This is a genomic window from Paenibacillus sp. FSL A5-0031 (genome assembly GCF_001956295.1).
Lineage (GTDB): Bacteria > Bacillota > Bacilli > Paenibacillales > Paenibacillaceae > Pristimantibacillus.
This window is the reverse complement of sequence record NZ_MRTD01000002.1, coordinates 494445-513625: the sequence shown is the minus strand read 5'-3', so window position 1 is coordinate 513625 and position 19181 is coordinate 494445. Positions and strand designations below refer to the sequence as shown.

The window sequence follows — 19181 nt, the reverse complement described above, 5'->3', positions numbered from 1 at the left end:
TTTTTGGATTTGTTTGACTGGGCGTCAAAATTAAGTATGCTGTGAATAAATGAAGGGAGTGTGCATGGGATGGGCAAACTTTTATGGGAGCAGGATTTTTTAAATAGAAACACCGATTTGAGCGCATGGAACATTCGACTTGGCAACGATTTGCTTGATAACGATGGCAAACCAATAGACCCGGGCTGGGGCAATGGGGAACAGCAGTTTTATACCGGACATGCTAACAATCTATATATCGATGAATTGGGGCTAAACCTATGCGCGCGACGTGAAGCCATTGAAAAAGACGGTCGGCAATTTGCGTACACCTCGGCCCGCATAGATACAAAAGACCACCTCTCCTTCTGCTATGGAAAGCTTATCGTTCGCGCAAAGCTGCCAGTAGGACAGGGGTTATGGCCAGCCATATGGCTGCTCCCGCAGCATCAGGCTTACGGTTCTTGGCCTGCCTCTGGCGAGATTGACATTATGGAGGCTAGAGGCCGCTTGCCGAGGCAAGTATCCGGAACGCTGCACTATGGGAAGGATTGGGACCATAAAGTTACCGATGAGTTCTCCTACCAGCTTGAACAGGGAACCATTAACGAATTCCGTAATTATTCACTGGAATGGGATGCTGGCTCCATAAGGTGGCTGGTAGATGGACATTGCTTCGCCGAGCGCCCTATGGAGCCGGGCATTATGCCCTTTGACGAGCCTTTTTATTTGGTGCTTAACCTTGCTGTTGGGGGCTGGTATGACAATGTGGCGGTGGATGAAACAGCGCTGCCAGCGGTCATGACGGTTTCAAACATATGGCTGTATCAAAGTTGAAAAAATAGCTGCTTGGGGTCATTTTTGGGGGAAGAAGAATAGACGGAGTTACAACTGTAAAGCCAAGAATAATAGGGCATACCCGTATTGGGAATGCCCTATTTTCGCTATAGTCTGGATGGGGGGGACTTTACTCGCGTATACTTTGAACGGTTTGAATTCAGTAAAAAAGCATTTTCATTCGTTTAAAGTGTCAGCCCACCATCGACCAGTACGATGGAGCCCGTCATGTAGCTGGAGCGATCGGAAGCAAGGAATGTGACGACCTCCGCCAGCTCGTCCGGCTTAGCATAGCGGCCCATTCGCATATTTCCGACTTCCTCTGGTACATATCCACCGGACATGAAAGCCTGTTCTACACTCTTCGTCAGAGCCGTTTCCACACCACCTGGACAAATGCCGTTGATACGGATACCTTTTTTCACATACTCGATTGCCGCACCTTTCGTAAGACCGACAACCGCATGCTTGCTTGCGGAATAAGCGGATGCGCTGTGCTCACTTTTGACTCCAGCTGTCGAAGCGGTATTAATGATCGTTCCGCTTTCTTGCTCCTCCATTACCTTTAATACATATTTCATGCCGAGGAAGACGCCCCGGACATTAACGTTCATAATTCGGTCGAACTCGTTCTCATCAATATCCGCGAGCTTCGAGAACTTCTGTACAACGCCGGCATTGTTGAAGAAAATATCGATACGTCCGTAAGTATCGACGGCCGCTTTTACATAACGCTGAACATCCTCGCTTTTTGACACGTCGGCCGGTACGAAGATGGCTTCGCCGCCCTGTTCCTGAATCATTCGAACCGTCTCTTGACCGGATTCCTGATTAAAATCAACAGCGACAATCGTTGCGCCGTTGCTGGCCATTTTCAAGCTGCTTGCACGGCCGATGCCGCTTCCTGCTCCAGTAACGATAGCTATTTTATTTTCCAACATATGAGTTCATCCCTTTCGAGTGTAATAGCAAAGGATCTTTGCTTTCTTCATTGTAATGCGCTTTCATTTTTGAAAATTGTATTTATCAACGATTTGTAGTACTTTCTTATCATCTTCTTTTTTAACCTTAATCGTACCCTATGGAGGTTCGTATGAATAAGCTCTCTGAACTGGTTGTTTTTGGCCAGCTTCTCTCTGATGTGATTGGAATCCCTGTATTTATCATTCATCCGGGTCGGACAATTGAAGCGGAATATGCTGACCGTTCGCTTCAGTCTAATCCTTACTTTACGTCCATTCGTGAACAGGTGGCGGGCTACGCTTATGCGCTTTATGCTGCAGAGCAGCCGGTTCATTTTACCCGATCACGGCTCCAATATTTTTTTGTAAATGCGATGGATGAGAACCAGCTTACTGGTACGCTTGTCGTTGGTCCGTACATGAATGAGCAGCCGCATGTAGCCGAATGATTTATTATGTGCTTCGCAGGCAGCTCGTTGATTCGTCGATTAGTCTTCTAGCGGATGCAATGTCGATGCAGGAGTCGGTTGTGGAGAAGAAAGAGCCGGATGCTGAGCTGTCGCGAAGACGTCGAAGCGGTATGCTGCACGCCAACCTGTCGCATGAGCGTGTCATGCTGCACTATGTGCGTAGCGGAGAGCGGGAGAGAATAAGAACATTCGTCATGGAATCCATCATTGCCGAGGACGAGTTTGGCGTGCTGGCCAAGCGGAGCAGGATTCGAAGCGAGAAGAACCTGATGATTACGGGAATCGCCCTGATTTGCCGAGCTGCAATTGAAGGAGGAATGCACGAGGAGGATGCGTTTACGCTGAGTGATTTCTATATTCAGCAGCTGGAAGAGAAGGATACACTGCAAGCAATAAGCGCCATCATGACCGAGGTGCTGTTCGACTTCGTTGACCGGGTCTCGGAGGTTCGCCGGGGCCACTACTCACCTGCAATACAGGATAGTCTTCACGAAATCGCTAACCATTTATACGGTGACATTACTCTTGAACGGCTAGCCGAGAGTGCGAATCTTAGCCCCAACTACTTGTCGAGCCTATTCAAGAAGGAGGTTGGACTGACTATTTCCGAGTATGTCCAGCGTGAACGGATTGAGGAAGCGAAGAGGCTGCTCACATTGACCGATTACCCGATTGCCGATATCGCAGCATGGCTGAATTTCAACGATCAAAGCTATTTCAACAAGGTATTTAAAAAGTGGAATGGCATGTCGCCGAAGGCATATCGGAAGAGCGAAAGGCGTCCGGCGCAAAAATATTCGGAATGAAGTGTAAAAAAACACTTACATCGGGGATAAATATTTTGTTATAATACCAAACAGACCAGTCGGTATGTTTTTGGGGGAGATGTTTTAAATTGAATACAAAATCGCTAATCATCGAGAAGGCTACCGTCCTATTTCAGCAAAAGGGATACAAAAGTGTAGGTCTAAATGAAATTTTAAAAGTCTGCAACGTTACAAAAGGAGCGCTGTATCATCATTTTCCAAATGGTAAAGAAGAGCTGTTAATTGCTTGTTTGCAAGCTTTAAACGAAGCCATTACGACAGATATCGAAAATATTTTTAGAAGGTATCCATCAACCATAGAAGCCACACAAGGCATGATCGAAAAACTAATTCACAACTTAGAAACTGACGGTACGATTACCGGTTATACATTTAGCAGTATTGTCAGTGAAATGGGCACAGTGAGTGAGCCTGTCCGAAAAGCATGCAGTGTGCTGTATGAAAATATTCAACATATTTACTATGCGAAACTTGTAGCTGAAGATTATTCTGATGAGTCAGCTGCTGCTATTGCATTGATGATGACTGCTACAATCGAAGGTGCTATGCTGCTTTGTTTAACGCAAAAATCATCAGATCCCTTAAAAACGATCGCTAGAATGTTGCCAAATGTATTGAAGACCTTTAATACAGAAAATTAGTTATGTTGACTGTACCTGATCTGTATTTATCGAATGATTAAACAAAGAAAAGTTTTTTGAAAGGAAGAAGAGAATGAACTTAGAAACAAGATTGCCGAGAAACGGAAAAGAGGGAGCATTGTATGGTGCAATTATTTGTACATTGACCGTTCTGTTTATGACGTCATTAAATATAGTTTTAGCTTCCCGAGAATTTAATGCAGAAGTTGCCTTCATGATTCTTAAAACGCTGCCGATCATGTGGATTATTGTCATGATTTTGGAGCCTGTGTTTATTGGCCGTATCGCTGAAAAATTGGTTGATAAATTTACTGATCCCACGGATAGCTTTAATTCCAAAATTATGTTCCGTATCTTATTTACTGTACTAGGAATGTCAGCTTGTATGACGCTTATTGGTCATATTGTAGGAAACGGTTTTAGTTCAGAAATTTTTAGCAACTTCTTAACCAACTGGCCAAGGAACTTCTTAATTGTACTAATCGCTGAGAGCTTAGTTATTCAACCGATTGCGCGATTAGCAATGGTAAAGCTACATGCTGTCCAAGACAAAAAAACGATGGAATGTTGATGTCACCGCAACCATATAGCATGTAAAGCAACACTACTGAAAATATAAATAAGCTCTTAGTAGAACTGATACGTTCGACTGAGAGCTTATTTATGTTTTCGGAGAAGTTATTCCAGATCTACGCGCTGGTCCGTATTTTGATGCAAACGGAACAGCTGAGAGAGCTGCTTGGCAAGAAAAAGCGGCGTATAAGGCATATCATTGCGAAGCCAGCAGACAATTGTACCAATAAAGGCGGAGGAGCCGTACCAGATTGCAATATCTTTGGATACGATTACCGCCGGTTTAGATGAGTTGGTGTTTTGGTACTCTCTTCTGCTGGTGATAAGATCAACAATTAAATTCGAAAGCTTATCCGTGAAGATTGGTATGCGCTGCGAAGCGAGCAGAACCTTATAAAACTTAGAATTCTCAGCAATATGCTCGAGCACTTTAAGCAGAATGGACCAATCCAAATCAGTAGAACGAGGCTGATTTCGAATATCATGAAGAATAGTATGTATTTCATTAATCATGTCGTCTGATAATCTCTCAAGCATTTCCGGAATATCTCGGTAATGAAGATAGAAAGTAACACGATTGATGGTCGCGCGTTCTGCAATACGATTCACAGTTATTTTTTCTAGATCCGTCTCCTGCAGCAAATCTACAAAGGCGTCTCGAATCAATTGACGCGTGCGAAGTACACGTGGATCCATTCGCGGTGAGGTAGTTGACATAGGTACTCATTTCCTTTCCCTACAGATTATTTAAACTACAAGTATAGTTCTTTATGTAGTTTATTCTCGGTATAGACGACAGAATCTGATGATCTGTAAACTAATAAACATTTTCAAAAAATCTGTAGTTTGTAAATTAGGCGCGATGTAATTATAATCTTTTACATTGAGTTTATTATACTACAAAGTGTTTATTAAATTCACGAACAATTTGAAGGGATTGAACATCATGAGTACAAGTTTAGCTTTTGACAGTAATTCAATTAAGAAAGGTCCCTTATTGTTTGTCATGATACTGGGTGCGTTCATCGCAGTTCTGAATCAGACGATAATGAGCGTTGCGCTGCCAGAGTTGATGATTGACTTTAGCATTGAGGCGTCTACAGCGCAGTGGCTGACAACCGGATACATGCTGGTTAACGGGGTACTTATTCCAATCACTGCATTCCTAATGCAGCGCTTTACGACCCGTGAGCTGTTTCAGTCTTCCATGATCATTTTTCTCGTCGGTACGATTGTTTCGGCAGTTGCGCCTAACTTCGACATTTTGCTAACTGGCCGCCTTATTCAAGCTGCTGGGGCGGGGATTATTATGCCGCTGTTAATGAATGTTATTTTGACCGTATTTCCTCCGGATAAGCGCGGAGCTGCCATGGGAATGGTTGGATTGTCTATTATTTTTGCTCCTGCAATCGGACCTGCAGTTGCTGGTTATGTCATGGAGCATTATTCATGGCGTACGATGTTTTATGGAATGCTTCCAATTGTCGTCCTCATTATTGTGGTTGCTTATATTTTTCTGAAAAATGTAGCTGAACGAACTTATCCTAAAATTGATATTTTGAGTGTCATTCTGTCAACAGTCGGTTTTGGTACCGTTCTTTATGGCTTCAGCAGTGCTGGAAGCAAAGGCTGGTCAAGCGCGGAAGTGATTGCATCGATTGTTATTGGTGTGGTTTCCTTGATTTTATTTACATGGAGACAGCTGATTTCGAAGGATCCGCTTCTTGATCTAAGAGCGTTTAAATACAGCATGTTTTCTCTTACCACCATTATTAATATTGCTGTAACCATGGTCATGTATGCAGATATGATGCTGCTTCCGCTCTATTTGCAGAGTGCACGTGGATACACCGCTTTGGAGTCAGGGCTGCTTATGCTCCCTGGTGCGCTTCTAATGGGACTTATGATGCCGATAACAGGAAAGCTATTCGACCGGTTTGGAGCAAAATGGCTGTCCATTATCGGTATGGCTATTACGATTATCACAACGATCGGCTTCGTTAATCTGACCGATTCGACTAGCTATACGTATTTAGTGCTGATGTCCACAGGACGCCGCTTCGGTATGGCAATGTTCCTGATGCCAATCACTACGGCTGGTCTCAACCAACTGCCAGCAAGACTAAATGCGCACGGTACTGCGATATCCAATACCATCAAGCAGGTAGCTGGCGCGATAGGTACTTCACTGCTTGTTACGGTTATGGCTAGCCGTACAAAAGCACATCTTATAGATATGTCTGCAGCAGGCGACGCGGCTAATTTTTCGAAGGAGCATATTATGATGGAGGCTTCTATTCAAGGTATTAATGATGCTTATCTTGTCATCATTGGAATCGGAGTAGTAGGTCTGGTGCTTTCCTTCTTCATTAAGCGTGTAGGGCAAGCTGAGGAAGTAGAAGAAACTAAAATAGCTCTGAACCGAAAAACGGCTGTTGAGGCGTAAGGAATAACGGTAGTTCCTAAATGTTTGCTCATTACAAATTATTAAGAAGAGCCTCGTGACTACTCACGAGGCTCTTTTTTGGCTTGAAATCAACTAACTGGATTCGCGCAAGTTTTTTAAATAAGCAGCAAAGCTCTTAATATTCATCCGGATATGCCGATTATTGCCTTCAAGCTTGCTCATCATAATGCCGCCCTGCATGATGGAAAGGGAGAAGGTAGCCAGCGCCTCTATATCAAGGTCTTCTTTGAACTCACCGCTTTGCACACCTTCGGATATAATTTTTCTTTTGGCTTCCAGCGTACCTTGCAATGCTTGCTGGGCTTTCTCGCGTAGGCCTGGATGACTGTCGTCGCTTTCGATAGCGGTGTTGAGGAGCGGACAGCCCCCGATGAAGGGAGGCGCTTCAACGACTTTCTCGTATATATTTAAATATGCCAGCAGCTTGCCAGAGGCCGTTTCCTGCTGACTGATTGCATGAGCAAGCTGAGCCCCAACAATACGCCCGGCATAACTAAAAGCTTCATATGCAATCTCATCTTTACTGGAAAAATGACGATATATGCCGCCTTTCTTAATGCCTGTCAGCTCTGTTATATCAGATAAGGATGAGCCCGAATATCCCTTTTGGTTAAAAAGTTCAGCGGCTTTCGTTATGATGTAATGGCGTGTCTTTTCACCTTTCTCCATCGTCATCCCCCGTTCGTAACTGTATTTGTACACGTAGTATATCAAACGAATTTGCACTCTTGCAAAACATACCATCTATGTTATCATAAAAGATACCGAACGGTATCTTTTATGAGCGACAGGGGTGAAACGATAATGGACACAACATGGTTTAAGGAATCCAGCTATGCATGGATTGGATTAGGGTGTCTTTGGATTATTGGATTTATTGGTGCATTGACTAGGTTCAGCATGTCTTTTTTCAGGTGCAAATAGCAATGGATTTACAGATTAGCAGGGGATTTATTTCGATGGCATGGTCGACAAATTTATTAATTACAGCGATATGCGCCCCTTTGGGAGGCTGGCTTGTAGATCGTTACGGTGCAAAAAGGATATTGTTTATAAGTGCAGTCTTGAGTACTTTGGGTACTGGCGTTGTCGTGTTAGGGAACCAGCCTATCTTGTTTTTCATTGGGTATGGTGTAATCTCTGGTTTAGCTGGTATTGGGCTGACGACAAGTTATATATTGATGTTTGAATGGTTTAAGCATCATCGTGCTAAAGCAATGGCACTGCTTGGGAGTGCTTCCTCTGTAGGATTAGCGATTATTACGCCAATTTTTGTATCCGCGGGATGGCTGACTTGGAAGGATGCCTTTATGGCTTCTTTTGCCCTAGGAATTGTTGTGACATTACCTGTTATTTGGCTGGGAATTAAGAGCTCTCAACAGCAAAATATAAAAAAAGCTCAAACCGATCGTCCAGTAGTGATCGAGGAGCATGATATGCCGCTTAAAGAAACAACACCACCCAAGAAATTTGTCCATCTTCCTATCTTTGTCGTGGTCGCTATTGCGCTGTTCACCTGCGGTATTAATATGGGTTCCGTCGAAATGAACTTGGTAGCTATACATCAGTTGGCAGAAGTGTCACCAAGCATGATCGCCTTATCCATGAGTATACTTGGAATTATGGAAATTACGGGGGCTCTCATTTGCGGCTATTTTCTGGATCGATACAATAAATTAATGATGATGTCCATATTGTATGGCATACGTATTTTGGGTTTTGTTTTCCTCTTTATGCACTTGGGAAGCTCGCCCATTGTATTTGCAATCGCGTTTGGAATTACTTATTTAACCGCAGTACCGGGAGGAATCCTTGTCATTAATGAATTTGCGAAAGGGAAAGGAAAACATACGGGAGTCCTTCTTCTATTCCACCAGGGAGGCGGTATAGTGGGAGCTTTAATTGGAGGCTTATCTTTCGATTATTTTGGAAGTTATCAGAACCTGATTGCCGTTGACATTCTAATCTGTATCCTTGTAACGCTGGGGTACTTCATATTATTTACGACCCATAAACGGAAGCTTCGAATCCCCAATAATAAGGTTGCAGCAAGCGAGGCGCTTTGACTTATTTTGAGGGAAGGTGCGCTTTAAAATTCACTTTCTAGATGATATGCTGAACCGTAAAGCGGTACTGATGAAAGGATAACGAGATGAAAAGCATATTGTTTAAGTATATGACTAAATTTACGTCTCTTAGCGATGGGGAACAACAGGCTATTGTCGATGACATCCTTGTCGAGGAATATAAAAAGGGAACAGTACTCCTTAGACAAGGAGATGTTCCCACAAAGTGTTATTTCGTGCTGAAGGGCATTGTCAGACAGTACTTAATAGATGAAGCGGGAAAAGAGGTTACATCGAATTTTTTCACTGAAGAGCAAGCCGTATCGATCTTCAATCGTCATCAGCAAGATAAACCGTCCGCGTATACCTTAACTTGCCTTGAAGATTGTGTATTGGTGGTTGGGGAGCTCGGTGATGAAAAAGGCATGTTTAATAAACACTTACAACTTGAATCAATGGTACGCATAATGGTAGAAGAAAATCTGGGTGAGGTACAAGATGAGTTGACATCATTCATTGCCTCTGCACCTGAAGAACGCTACAAAGCGCTATTACGAAAAAGGCCTCATCTCGTTGATCGTGTGCCCCAACATCAATTGGCAAGCTATCTTGGCATAACGCCAGAGTCATTAAGCAGAATCAAGAAACGGGTCAACACCAGCGATAGTTAAGGAAGCTATCTTTCACTTCTGGGAAGTTTCCCTCCTCTGAGCAGCAGCCAAATTCCAAAGCCTAGCTCTCCTGCAATCATTGGCGCCATAAATACGACGTTAAGTACATCAATTACCCCATCGTATTGTGAAAGAAACGTTTTGCTAAGGTGAACGACGATATAGCCCATTGAAGCAAGCAGCAGTAGAATGCTGATTACTTTAGGAATACGGTTTGATTTTAAAGCCACATAGCCCACAATGAACAAATGCCCGCCAAAAACGACCAAGCCAATAGACCAAATCGATTGGAATGCCTCAAGAAAAAGCATCATAAGAGATTGCGTCTGTTCGATATTAAATGAGACCAACTGGTCTGTATTTTTCGAGAGCAGCCATACAAGGATCAAGTTTAGAATGGCAATTCCGAGTATTGTCGTATAAGTAAGACGGAGCCATGCACCTAGCAATGAAAGGCTCTTATTCAATGGCTCTAGGAACACATAAAAAGCCCAGGTGACTAGAATGTCAGAAATCATAATGATGACCCAGCCAAAGATTTCACCTTTGAAAAGGCTATTTGATGATACGATGTTGTTGAATGTCGCGCTGGCATCGCCTTCCACAACAAGGCTCCCATGGACAAAGCCATAGGAAAAAAATGAGGCAAGAGTCATGATGATGAGTGAAATGCCAGCCGTTAGTGCAGCAGTTTGCTGATTTGATTTTTCTTGTACGGTGAAAGTCATAAGAAAGCCTCCTATAGATCCTGTATTGTTTTCATTTTAACTAGGAGGATTATGACCGGTCATTGACTTAAATCAAGGAAGAGGGATTTTTAAATTCATGAATACGCCTCAAACCTATAATCAATCGGTGGATTACTGGAAGCAATATCAGAAGTTTTTTCCTGAAGAAATGCAGATAAATGAAAACGGATTGCCAAAAGAAGAATGGATGACTTATAACAATGTTCATATTCATCTGGATCGAATGCCTGCTCCGGATGCAAAATTAAAAATTATTTTCATCCATGGCGCTGGCGGGAATGGAAGATTGCTGGCCCCATATGCACGAATACTGCAAACATACGGTTATGAAGTGGTATCGCCGGATCTGCCGCCGTATGGCTTAAGCTATGCAAAATCGGCAAAACAATTAGATTATCAGCTTTGGATTGACATACTTACTGCGTTAATTGATGAGGAATTGAAGCGGGACGGTAAACCGATTATTTTGCTGGGCACTAGTATAGGAGGCATGTTAGCTTATCACACCGCTGTACAGAGTAAGCAAGTGAAAGGATTAATTGCAACAACATTTGTTGATACGTGTGATTCCAGCGTTCGTGATCAATTAGCTCCTAACAAACTCATTAGCCGGTTGGGGAAATTTTTGATGGACAGTTTTCCTAATCTGTTAGATTCCTTACATATCTCTGTTAATCGTGTATCTCGTATGAAATTAATTACGAACAATGTCGAGTTGACCAAGCTTATTATGAATGATGCTCATGCTGCAGGCACGAATATCCCTTTGCGCTTATTAAGAACGTTCTTAAATATGAAACCGGCAATAAAACCTGAGCATTTTGATGTTTGTCCGGTTTTGCTCGTCCATCCTCAATTGGATCCTATGACTCCGTATAGCTTCAGCAAACCATTTTTTGAAAAAATAAAAAGTAAAAAGGAATATGTAGCTTTAGAAGGGGCAGGCCATTTTCCAATTGAACAGCCGGGGCTAGAGCAGATGAATGCTGCGGTGCTATCTTTTTTGAAAACAATAGAGAACGAATAATAAGTAGAACAACTATTCATATCGACTTAAAAAAGCCCTTTTTGCGGAATGCAAAAGGGCTGATATGCGTTTATAGGCTGTACGATTTTATCGCGATGGCGTTTGTCGCTATTTTTCTTGCGTATTTTCGATACCAAATTGTACCCTTGCACGATAATTATTAATTTGATAGTATTTAGACATCGAATAGTTAGACGTCTAAATACAATGCGATCATATTACTTTATCGTGAGTGTCTCTAAGGAAGGGGTTTACGAATAATGGGAAGAATGAACGAGAAAGTGGCGCTTATCACTGGAGGAGCTTCAGGCATAGGCTTGTCCGCAGCTAACTTGATGGCAAAAGAGGGAGCAAAAGTAGTCATTGCCGATTTTAATGCTGAGGGGGCAAAAGAAGCTGCCGAAAATATTAAAATCCAAGGCGGCGAAGCCGTAAGCGTATTTCTTGATGCCGGGGACGAAGTGTCCATTAAGGAAGCAGTTGAATTTACGGTACAACAATATGGTAAAATCACAAGCCTGTTCAACAATGTTGGCTCGACAAACCTGAAGAAGGATATAGATGTTGTTAATGTTGATCTGGATGAGTGGGATCGGCTTATGAATGTTAATTTAAAGAGTGTTTTACTCGGCTGCAGATTTGCTATCCCGCATATGATTCAAGCTGGTGGAGGTTCGATTATTAATACAGCTTCCATGGCGGGTTTTCATGGAGATGCAGTTCGGGTTGCATACGGAGCTTCGAAGGCCGGTGTTATAAATCTTACCAAATATATCGCTACCCAATATGGGAAGAATAACATTCGTTGTAATGCAGTAGCACCTGGATTGATTTTGACGCCGGCTGCTAAAAATAATATGCCCTCGGAGGTATTGGATATCTTCGCTAAATATAACGCACTGCCTTATCACGGAGAACCGGATGATATTGGACATACCGTCCTGTTCCTGGCTTCAAATGAATCCAGATTTATTACTGGACAGACGATTCAGGTTGAGGGAGGGCATTATATTGCAAACCCATCCGTCCCTGATTTTGAGCAATATATGAAATTGGCACAGCATTAATAACAGCTGAAGCGGCTAGCCAAAGTATGCTGACATGAATAATAGAAATTCGCGATGCGGTATTAATGATAGGAACAAATAGCAGATCAATCAAATTACGTGAGGAGTATGCAATATGGGGAAATTGGACAATAAAGTAGCAATCATTACTGGCGGGGCATCGGGTATAGGCGAACATATGGTTAATCTATTTGCACAAGAAGGAGCTATCGTTATTGCCGCAGACATTAATGAGGCAGCTCTTGAAATGGCAAGTCAAAAACAGAATGTTTACGGAATGAAATTGAATGTTGCCTCTGATGATGATTGGCAGGCGCTTGCAAAGGATGTTCATGATCGTTTTGGTAAAATTGATATTCTCGTCAACAACGCAGGCATCTCTTCTGAAAAACCATACGAGCAAATCAATATCGAGGATTGGCAGAAAATGCTCTCCATTAATGGGTTTGGCCCATTTGCCGGGATGAAGCATGTCACTCCCTATATGGCAGCCCAAAAGAAAGGCTCCATCGTTAATATTTCTTCGTACACGGCTTTGATCGGCCAAGGCTTTAATCACTATTCAGCCTCTAAGGGTGCGGTTCGCGCGATCTCTAAAGCGGCGGCTACAGCTTTTGGCCGTCAAGGCATTCGGGTAAACGCACTATTTCCTGGGATCATTGAAACACCAATGACACAAGCTTTAAGCACCTCAAAGGACCTGTTGGACCGCTTAATCCAGGCCACACCTCTACAGCGTTTAGGCCAACCTGACGATATTGCCCAAGCAGCGCTGTTCTTAGCTTCTGATGATTCTTCGTATATTACAGGATCTGAGTTAGTCATTGATGGTGGATACTCAGCTCAATAATGTGTAATATGATGACAGCCCTTAATTTTAATTAAGGGCTGTCATTTATGTGCGCCAAGGAGGTCTTTATGGAAGAGCAAACCATCTTTAATCTCATACATAACATGGATAAGTTCACCAATAAAATGATTATTCAGTGGAACAAGTCATTCAATGAGGACTTAGGTGTTTCTCATGTGCTTGTGCTCGGCCATCTTAAACAAAACGGAAAGAGCAGGCCATCGGACATTGCAAAAATATTAGGGCTTACCCCGCCAACGCTTAGTTATTTATCGGAAAAACTTGTTGCCAAGAAATTAGTCGTCAGATTAATGGATGAGTCTGATCGTCGAATTATTTATTTGGGCATTACCGACAAAGGCGCAGATATTCTTAAAAGAGCACAGCTGGAGGGGCAAAGGCTGCGTACAAATTTATTAGATAAATTGACCGAGCAGGAGCGGGAGCAGCTAGCCAACCTGTATAGTAAGCTGAATAGTGAGGACTAGATTTTCTGTTTACGTACGATTGTGGTTGCGGTGAATCGTACTGGTGTTTGTTAAAAAGAGGATAGGTAAGCCTTGCGAGCTGCCTATTATTTAAAACATGCCTAAGACGGTCCAAAGGACGCTCTTAGGCATGTTCTCGTTTATGCTTATTTCTTTAATTGTAGCAAATTGATAATGATCGTTGATGCCGATCTTGTCATTGAAGCTATACCTGAGGTCGTACAAATGAAAATTGATTTCTACAAGAAGTTGGGAGAGGCTGCTCCTGCCAAAACGATTTTTGCAACAAACTCTTCAATTTTATTGCCAAGCCAATTTGCGGATGCAACAGCTCGTCCGGAAAAGTTTCTAGCGCTGCATTTTGCAAATGAAATTTGGAAAAACAATACGGCGGAAATCATGAGGCATCCGGGAACAGATATGAAGGTATTCGATGAAGTTATTGCGTTTGCGAAAGCCATCGGAATGGTTGCTTTGCCTTTACATAAAGAACAGCCAGGTTATATTTTGAATTCTTTATTAGTTCCTCTATTGGAAGCTGCGCAGTTGCTCCTAGTCAAAGAAGTTGCTGATGTAGAAACGATTGATAAAACATGGATGGTAGCAACAGGAGCACCACTAGGCCCGTTTGCCATCTTGGACGTTGTAGGCATCAATACCGCTTACAATATCGGACTTGCAAAAGCGCAGGCTACAGGTGATCAAAATTTTGAGAAAGTGGCTACGCTATTGAAGTCAGAGTACGTAGATAAAGGAAAGCTTGGAAGAGCTACCGGAGAAGGATTTTATAAATATCCGAATCCTAATTTCATTAAACCGGATTTTTTGAAAAGTTAGTTCTATTTTTACAAAAGAAAAGGAGCTGTCCCAAGTAGATTTATCTACGCTTGGAGCAGCTCCTATTTTTTATGAAGCGTAGGCAGAATGATCTCCTCCCCTTAGCATATTCACAGCTTACGAACCTAGCAGGTCTTATTTTAACCATTTGTAGTGGATTAAAATTGTAACGAACCCCAGAATCGTTATTTCGAGAAAAGCAGCTCATAACACGTTACAAAGCATGCAATAACGTTAATAAGATTCGTTAAAATGGAACGGAAGCCGTTTTCTGCATAATAAGCATCATACAGTTCGTTAGAGAAATGGTCTTGGGATGTTATGAGCTAAATTAAAAAGACCCCGGCAGACGCTGCCGGGGCCAACTATATAAAATAAATTGCGCACAAAGAAGGACTATGTTAATATTAATGAACCACTGATCATTTTATACAAAGTTCGCAGATTTATTACATCTTATCTACACTCTTATCTTATCACATGGATTTACAGTTTGTCAAATGTTCTTTTTCTTCTCCAGACCAAACGAATAAGGAGCGTGTTCAGGAGGATGATGAATGCAAAAGATTGGCAGCAAGAGCAGGAACGGTTGGATATGGTTACGAAACAGCTGCAAGCAAGTATCGCTGAGCTAGAGCCTGAAGTGGATCAGCTTCGCGATCAGGCGGCGGACATCCGCAAACGATTTTGGGAAGAGGTTACGGTCGATACGAGTACAGACGAAGATTTTGAAGAGACCTTCTTAACGATTAAGCAGCAGTCTGCGGTTTTGTCCGAACGGGAACGAAGCCACGCGCAGCTGAAGAGGCAGTGGAAGAGTATGAACCGCTTGCTGCCTTCTCCCTATTTTGGGCGTATCGACTTTCATGAGGATGGTCTTGAATCCAAGGAGCAAGTTTATATCGGCGTATCGTCCTTCGTCGATGCAGATGGTATGAGCTTCCTAGTGTATGACTGGCGTACACCTATAGCGAGTGTATACTATGACTATTCGCCAGGGTTGGTCGCCTTTGAAACACCAGGTGGGCATGTCGCTGGGAAAATGGAACTGAAGAGGCAATACCAGATTCGGGGCGGGCAGATTCAGAATTTGTTCGACTCGAGCTTAACTATAGGCGACGAACTGCTTCAGCAGGTGCTTGGCAAAGGCGCAGATGCACAGATGAAAAGTATCGTTGCAACTATTCAAAAGGAGCAAAATGAGATCATTCGCAATGATAATAGCCGAATGCTCATTGTGCAAGGAGCCGCGGGCAGCGGGAAAACCTCTGCGGCACTGCAGCGTGTGGCGTACTTGCTGTACAAACACCGCGAGAGGCTGAAAGCGGACCAAATCGTGCTTTTCTCGCCCAATCCGATGTTTAACAGCTATGTCTCCACCGTTCTTCCCGAGCTTGGCGAGGAAAATATGCAGCAGACGACCTTTCAGGAATATCTGGAATATTGGCTTGGACGGACATTTCGTCTGGAGGACCCGTTCGATCAGCTCGAATATGTGCTGACGGAAGAATCCGATCCGGGATACGAGGCGAGGATGAAGGGGATTCAATATAAGTCGTCGGAAGTTTTCCTTCAAGCTCTCCGAAACTATGCTTTATGGCTGGGCCAGAAAGGCATGCGATTTCAGGCGATTCAGTTCCGAGATCGTGAATTAATTACCGCGGATCAAATGAAATCGCAATTTTACAGCTACGACCCCTCCATCCGCTTGGTCAATCGTGTCGTTTTACTGCAGGAGTGGATACTGCGTGAGCTGGCCATGCTGGAGCGTAAGGAGCGGGACGAAAGCTGGGTGGAGGAGGAACTCAACTACCTCGATAATGATCAATATGCGGCTGCCTATCAGTTTTTGCGTAAAGATAAAGGGATCTTCGAGTTTGCAGAGCAATATGTCGAAGCCTATAACATCATGAACAATAAGCACCAGCAAGAGGACGATGTATTTGATTTTGCCCAGCAGGAGGAAGAGCTGCTGCGCCGAATGGTTGTAAAAGAAAACTTTAAACCGCTGAGGCAAAGTGTGAGACGGTTGTTATTTATAGATATGGTTGGTATTTATGATCAATTGTTCAGTGATCGTAACGCCTATCAGGAAATGACGAATGAAACCGTAGTGCCTAGTGATTGGACAGAAATATGCAAGCAAACGAAAGAGAAGCTGAGCAAGCTCGAATTGTTTTATGAGGATGCGACACCATACTTGTATTTAAAAGAACTCATTGAGGGTATTCGGACCAATACGGAGGTTCGGCATGTATTTGTTGATGAGGGCCAGGATTACTCGATGTTTCAGTATGAATTTCTCAAAAAGCTGTTTCCCCGTGCTCAAATGACGGTACTCGGTGATTTCGGCCAGGCGATCTTTACGCAGGCGACGAACTTGCACGAGATGGATTCGCCGCTTATAAGGCTTTATGGCGAAACAGAAACGAAACGCTTCTTTCTAGTTCGAAGCTATCGCTCCACCCGTGAAATTGTGGAATTCACGAGATTGTTGCTGCCATACGGGGAGGCGATCGTGCCCTTCGAAAGAGGAGGCAAGAAGCCGCTTCTCTGTATGACGGATAGCAGTGAGAAACGAGTGGACAGAATCGCGGCAGATCTTGCTGCCCTTCAAGCTGAAGGCTTCGAATCTATCGCCGTCATTACAAAGACAGCGACCGAGAGCTGTGATGCCTACGAAGCGTTGACAGACGTGGGCTGTCAGGCGCTTCGGCTCATTACGAAGAAGACGCCTACCTTCGAGAATGGAGTGCATGTCATTCCTGCGTATCTTGCCAAGGGAGTGGAATTCGATGCCGTATTGATCTACGATGCTTCTTCGCAGACCTATCATCGGGAAAGCGAACGCAAGCTTTTCTATACGGCATGTACACGTGCGATGCACCAGCTTATCCTCTACACGACAGGAGATTGGACATCTTATATTCAAGCCGTGGATCGTTCCTTGTATGATTTGGAGCAATAAGGGGCTGCTGTGATTTGCAGTGCAAAAACCAAAACCCGTAACCTTTGAGAAATCCGTTGGCACTTCTATATCATACGGAAGAAAGGAGCGGGAGCATGCTTCAGTATATCGAAGACGCAAAACAAGGGGATCGGCAAGCTTTTGAAACTATTGTCCGGCACTATACAGCAATGGCGAATGCGGTTGCGTACGAGAAGCTGCACGATTTTCAACTAGCGGAAGATGCAGTACAAGAAGCATTCACTGAAGCCTTTCTGCATTTAAATAAACTGCGAGTAGGAGAAGCATTTCCGGGATGGTTCAAAGCTATTGTGATACGGCAATGCTATCGTATTACACGTAGAAAGCATCATCCCATGGTGCCTTACGAGGAAGCTGCACAATCGGCAGAGGCTCAAGTTAGTGTCTCCGATATTATTGAGAAAAGAGAGCTGCAGCAGACCGTTCATGATTCTATAGCTTTATTAACACCGAATATGAGAATTGCGGTTCAATTGTTTTATATTCAAGGGTATTCTCTTCAAGAAATTTCAAGCTTTGTGGGCACTTCGGTTCCGATATTAAAGAAGCGGCTCTTTGATGCTCGTCGAAAATTGAAGGGTGCTCTGCCAGTAGCCGATTTGGTCTCCGTATATAATCATTTGTATGTAGGAGGAAAAGGTGTGCTTCATATTGTAAATGGAGATTCAGTAGCAGAGAAGCTGAGGCAAGGCATCGTGCAGGGCGAGATTTTAGTATGGCGGGAAGTTTACCCTCAAGGTCCTGTGTTTTTAGATTCTGCTGCATTAGACAATCGTTCTAGACGATCACAATATTTGGAACAAACAATGGGTATCCCTCGCTCTGAGTTTGTTCAGGGCAGTGAAGCGCAGGAGAAAGTGTTGGCTGATTTTCATAAATATGAGGAGATTGTGCTTTGGTTTGAGCATGATTTGTTCGATCAGACGATGCTGTGCCATTTGCTCCATTGGTTCTCAGGGCAGTCTTTGCAGAAAACAAAGCTGAGCTTATTGTGCATCGGGCAATATCCGGGAATTGAACTGTTTCGCGGGTTGGGACAGCTTTCTCGGGAGCAAATGGAGACGTTATCGGGGACTTGGAAATCGATTGGGGCAGAAGAGCTGGACTTAGGCAGAACGTTTTGGCAAGCCTATACGTCACAGAATCCACAGCAGCTGCAGCAATTGTTAATTCAAGATACGTCCGTGCTGCCGTTTGCGCAAGAAGCATTTCAATTTCATTTATCGCGGTTCCCATCTATACAAAATGGTCTTGGTATTGTAGAGCAGACAACGCTTGCGATGATCAAGGATGGAATAAACGGTCCGTATGAATTATTTCAGCATGTTGGAAACAAACTCAACGCCTTGGGTATGGGTGATCTGCAATACTGGCATATTTTAAAGGAAATGTCTCGAGATCCGTATCCGTTAATACAAATCGGCGGATTACAGACAATCCCGTCTTATCTTGATTCATCGCTATCATTCCGCGATTGTATCGTTACGTTAACCGAATTCGGAAAAAGGGTGTTGGATGGAAAAGAGGACTGGATCGCGAATAAAGGAATAGATGAGTGGTACGGCGGAGTGCATTTGCAGGGATATTTTCCGCGGTGGCGCTGGAATACAATCGAACAAAAGATCATTGAGATAGGCGCAGAAACGTGACCTTATTTAAAAGATAAAGTTTATGCTTAAAG

At 43.4% G+C, this 19181-nt stretch carries 18 protein-coding genes and 1 pseudogene; 15 read left to right on the top strand and 4 right to left on the bottom strand.

The annotated features are described in order from the left end of the window. The first annotated feature begins 69 nt into the window (after nt 1-69). Entirely contained in the window at nt 70-816 is a 747-nt protein-coding gene (locus tag BK120_RS05760) for a glycoside hydrolase family 16 protein (RefSeq protein WP_076266515.1), read from the top strand. Nucleotides 817-1001: 185 nt separating this feature from the next. Here the strand turns inward: BK120_RS05760 and BK120_RS05755 are convergent, their stop codons facing one another. Further along, nucleotides 1002-1757, bottom strand: coding sequence for an SDR family NAD(P)-dependent oxidoreductase (locus tag BK120_RS05755; protein ID WP_076266514.1), 756 nt, complete (start codon nt 1755-1757; stop codon nt 1002-1004). A 152-nt stretch (nt 1758-1909) separates the two neighbouring features. Between BK120_RS05755 and BK120_RS34525 the strand changes: the two genes are divergently transcribed. The 4 genes from BK120_RS34525 to BK120_RS05740 all read left to right on the top strand — a co-directional run bounded on the left by BK120_RS34525 (nt 1910) and on the right by BK120_RS05740 (nt 4287). Beyond that, nucleotides 1910-2227, top strand: coding sequence for a hypothetical protein (locus BK120_RS34525; RefSeq protein ID WP_083681650.1), 318 nt, complete (start codon nt 1910-1912; stop codon nt 2225-2227). After that, nucleotides 2224-3054: a helix-turn-helix domain-containing protein gene (locus tag BK120_RS05750; protein ID WP_083681648.1), complete on the top strand. Its 831-nt coding sequence runs from the start codon at nt 2224-2226 to the stop codon at nt 3052-3054. Before BK120_RS34525 ends, BK120_RS05750 begins: the two co-directional genes overlap by 4 nt. 89 nt (nt 3055-3143) lie before the next feature. Continuing rightward, nucleotides 3144-3716 (top strand): TetR/AcrR family transcriptional regulator, encoded by a 573-nt coding sequence (locus tag BK120_RS05745; protein ID WP_076266513.1) that lies wholly within the window; start codon nt 3144-3146, stop codon nt 3714-3716. Between the two features lie 73 nt (nt 3717-3789). Then, on the top strand, nt 3790-4287 hold the full coding sequence (locus BK120_RS05740; protein ID WP_076266512.1) for a DUF2798 domain-containing protein: 498 nt from the start codon (nt 3790-3792) through the stop codon (nt 4285-4287). 107 nt (nt 4288-4394) lie between these two features. Here BK120_RS05740 and BK120_RS05735 read toward each other — a convergent pair whose 3' ends face one another. Then, on the bottom strand, nt 4395-5006 hold the full coding sequence (locus BK120_RS05735) for a TetR/AcrR family transcriptional regulator (RefSeq protein WP_076266511.1): 612 nt from the start codon (nt 5004-5006) through the stop codon (nt 4395-4397). A 229-nt stretch (nt 5007-5235) separates the two neighbouring features. On the opposite strand from BK120_RS05735, the gene BK120_RS05730 reads away from it, so the two are divergent. Continuing rightward, on the top strand, nt 5236-6735 hold the full coding sequence (locus BK120_RS05730) for a DHA2 family efflux MFS transporter permease subunit (RefSeq protein WP_076266510.1): 1500 nt from the start codon (nt 5236-5238) through the stop codon (nt 6733-6735). Between the two features lie 93 nt (nt 6736-6828). Here BK120_RS05730 and BK120_RS05725 read toward each other — a convergent pair whose 3' ends face one another. Continuing rightward, the gene (locus BK120_RS05725; RefSeq protein WP_076266509.1) at nt 6829-7425 is read right to left on the bottom strand and encodes a TetR/AcrR family transcriptional regulator; all 597 of its coding nucleotides are present in this window, start codon (nt 7423-7425) and stop codon (nt 6829-6831) included. Between the two features lie 290 nt (nt 7426-7715). On the opposite strand from BK120_RS05725, the gene BK120_RS05720 reads away from it, so the two are divergent. Together BK120_RS05720 and BK120_RS05715 are read left to right on the top strand one after the other, a co-directional pair. Then, complete coding sequence (locus BK120_RS05720; protein WP_372238956.1) at nt 7716-8822, top strand: MFS transporter; 1107 nt, start codon at nt 7716-7718, stop codon at nt 8820-8822. An 86-nt stretch (nt 8823-8908) separates the two neighbouring features. Beyond that, nucleotides 8909-9493: a Crp/Fnr family transcriptional regulator gene (locus tag BK120_RS05715; protein WP_076266507.1), complete on the top strand. Its 585-nt coding sequence runs from the start codon at nt 8909-8911 to the stop codon at nt 9491-9493. Between the two features lie 5 nt (nt 9494-9498). Here BK120_RS05715 and BK120_RS05710 read toward each other — a convergent pair whose 3' ends face one another. After that, on the bottom strand, nt 9499-10221 hold the full coding sequence (locus BK120_RS05710; RefSeq protein ID WP_076266506.1) for a DUF4386 domain-containing protein: 723 nt from the start codon (nt 10219-10221) through the stop codon (nt 9499-9501). A 97-nt stretch (nt 10222-10318) separates the two neighbouring features. Between BK120_RS05710 and BK120_RS05705 the strand changes: the two genes are divergently transcribed. The 7 genes and pseudogenes from BK120_RS05705 to BK120_RS05675 all read left to right on the top strand — a co-directional run bounded on the left by BK120_RS05705 (nt 10319) and on the right by BK120_RS05675 (nt 19149). Next, nucleotides 10319-11269, top strand: coding sequence for an alpha/beta hydrolase (locus BK120_RS05705; protein ID WP_076266505.1), 951 nt, complete (start codon nt 10319-10321; stop codon nt 11267-11269). Nucleotides 11270-11529: 260 nt separating this feature from the next. Then, nucleotides 11530-12336, top strand: a complete 807-nt coding sequence (locus tag BK120_RS05700) for an SDR family NAD(P)-dependent oxidoreductase (RefSeq protein ID WP_076266504.1) — start codon at nt 11530-11532, stop codon at nt 12334-12336. A 115-nt stretch (nt 12337-12451) separates the two neighbouring features. After that, entirely contained in the window at nt 12452-13186 is a 735-nt protein-coding gene (locus BK120_RS05695; RefSeq protein ID WP_076266503.1) for an SDR family NAD(P)-dependent oxidoreductase, read from the top strand. Nucleotides 13187-13254: 68 nt separating this feature from the next. Next, on the top strand, nt 13255-13674 hold the full coding sequence (locus tag BK120_RS05690; RefSeq protein ID WP_076266502.1) for a MarR family winged helix-turn-helix transcriptional regulator: 420 nt from the start codon (nt 13255-13257) through the stop codon (nt 13672-13674). 177 nt (nt 13675-13851) lie between these two features. Next, a pseudogene (locus tag BK120_RS05685) lies at nt 13852-14511 on the top strand (3-hydroxyacyl-CoA dehydrogenase); the annotation flags it as partial. Nucleotides 14512-15064: 553 nt separating this feature from the next. Next, nucleotides 15065-17479 (top strand): RNA polymerase recycling motor HelD, encoded by a 2415-nt coding sequence (gene helD / locus BK120_RS05680; protein ID WP_076266501.1) that lies wholly within the window; start codon nt 15065-15067, stop codon nt 17477-17479. Between the two features lie 95 nt (nt 17480-17574). Next, nucleotides 17575-19149 carry a sigma-70 family RNA polymerase sigma factor gene (locus BK120_RS05675; protein WP_076266500.1) on the top strand — a complete coding sequence of 525 codons (1575 nt, stop codon included), beginning with the start codon at nt 17575-17577 and terminating at the stop codon, nt 19147-19149. The last annotated feature ends 32 nt before the right edge of the window (nt 19150-19181 follow it).

Coding starts and splice junctions, on each gene's coding strand:
- BK120_RS05740 (WP_076266512.1), top strand. CDS start 3,790: ATGAACTTAGAAACAAGATTGCCGAGAAACGGAAAAGAGGGAGCATTG.
- BK120_RS34525 (WP_083681650.1), top strand. CDS start 1,910: ATGAATAAGCTCTCTGAACTGGTTGTTTTTGGCCAGCTTCTCTCTGAT.
- BK120_RS05720 (WP_372238956.1), top strand. CDS start 7,716: ATGGCATGGTCGACAAATTTATTAATTACAGCGATATGCGCCCCTTTG.
- BK120_RS05705 (WP_076266505.1), top strand. CDS start 10,319: ATGAATACGCCTCAAACCTATAATCAATCGGTGGATTACTGGAAGCAA.
- BK120_RS05675 (WP_076266500.1), top strand. CDS start 17,575: ATGCTTCAGTATATCGAAGACGCAAAACAAGGGGATCGGCAAGCTTTT.
- helD (WP_076266501.1), top strand. CDS start 15,065: ATGAATGCAAAAGATTGGCAGCAAGAGCAGGAACGGTTGGATATGGTT.
- BK120_RS05760 (WP_076266515.1), top strand. CDS start 70: ATGGGCAAACTTTTATGGGAGCAGGATTTTTTAAATAGAAACACCGAT.
- BK120_RS05690 (WP_076266502.1), top strand. CDS start 13,255: ATGGAAGAGCAAACCATCTTTAATCTCATACATAACATGGATAAGTTC.
- BK120_RS05710 (WP_076266506.1), bottom strand. CDS start 10,221: ATGACTTTCACCGTACAAGAAAAATCAAATCAGCAAACTGCTGCACTA.
- BK120_RS05730 (WP_076266510.1), top strand. CDS start 5,236: ATGAGTACAAGTTTAGCTTTTGACAGTAATTCAATTAAGAAAGGTCCC.
- BK120_RS05725 (WP_076266509.1), bottom strand. CDS start 7,425: ATGGAGAAAGGTGAAAAGACACGCCATTACATCATAACGAAAGCCGCT.
- BK120_RS05750 (WP_083681648.1), top strand. CDS start 2,224: ATGATTTATTATGTGCTTCGCAGGCAGCTCGTTGATTCGTCGATTAGT.
- BK120_RS05755 (WP_076266514.1), bottom strand. CDS start 1,757: ATGTTGGAAAATAAAATAGCTATCGTTACTGGAGCAGGAAGCGGCATC.
- BK120_RS05735 (WP_076266511.1), bottom strand. CDS start 5,006: ATGTCAACTACCTCACCGCGAATGGATCCACGTGTACTTCGCACGCGT.
- BK120_RS05715 (WP_076266507.1), top strand. CDS start 8,909: ATGAAAAGCATATTGTTTAAGTATATGACTAAATTTACGTCTCTTAGC.
- BK120_RS05700 (WP_076266504.1), top strand. CDS start 11,530: ATGGGAAGAATGAACGAGAAAGTGGCGCTTATCACTGGAGGAGCTTCA.
- BK120_RS05695 (WP_076266503.1), top strand. CDS start 12,452: ATGGGGAAATTGGACAATAAAGTAGCAATCATTACTGGCGGGGCATCG.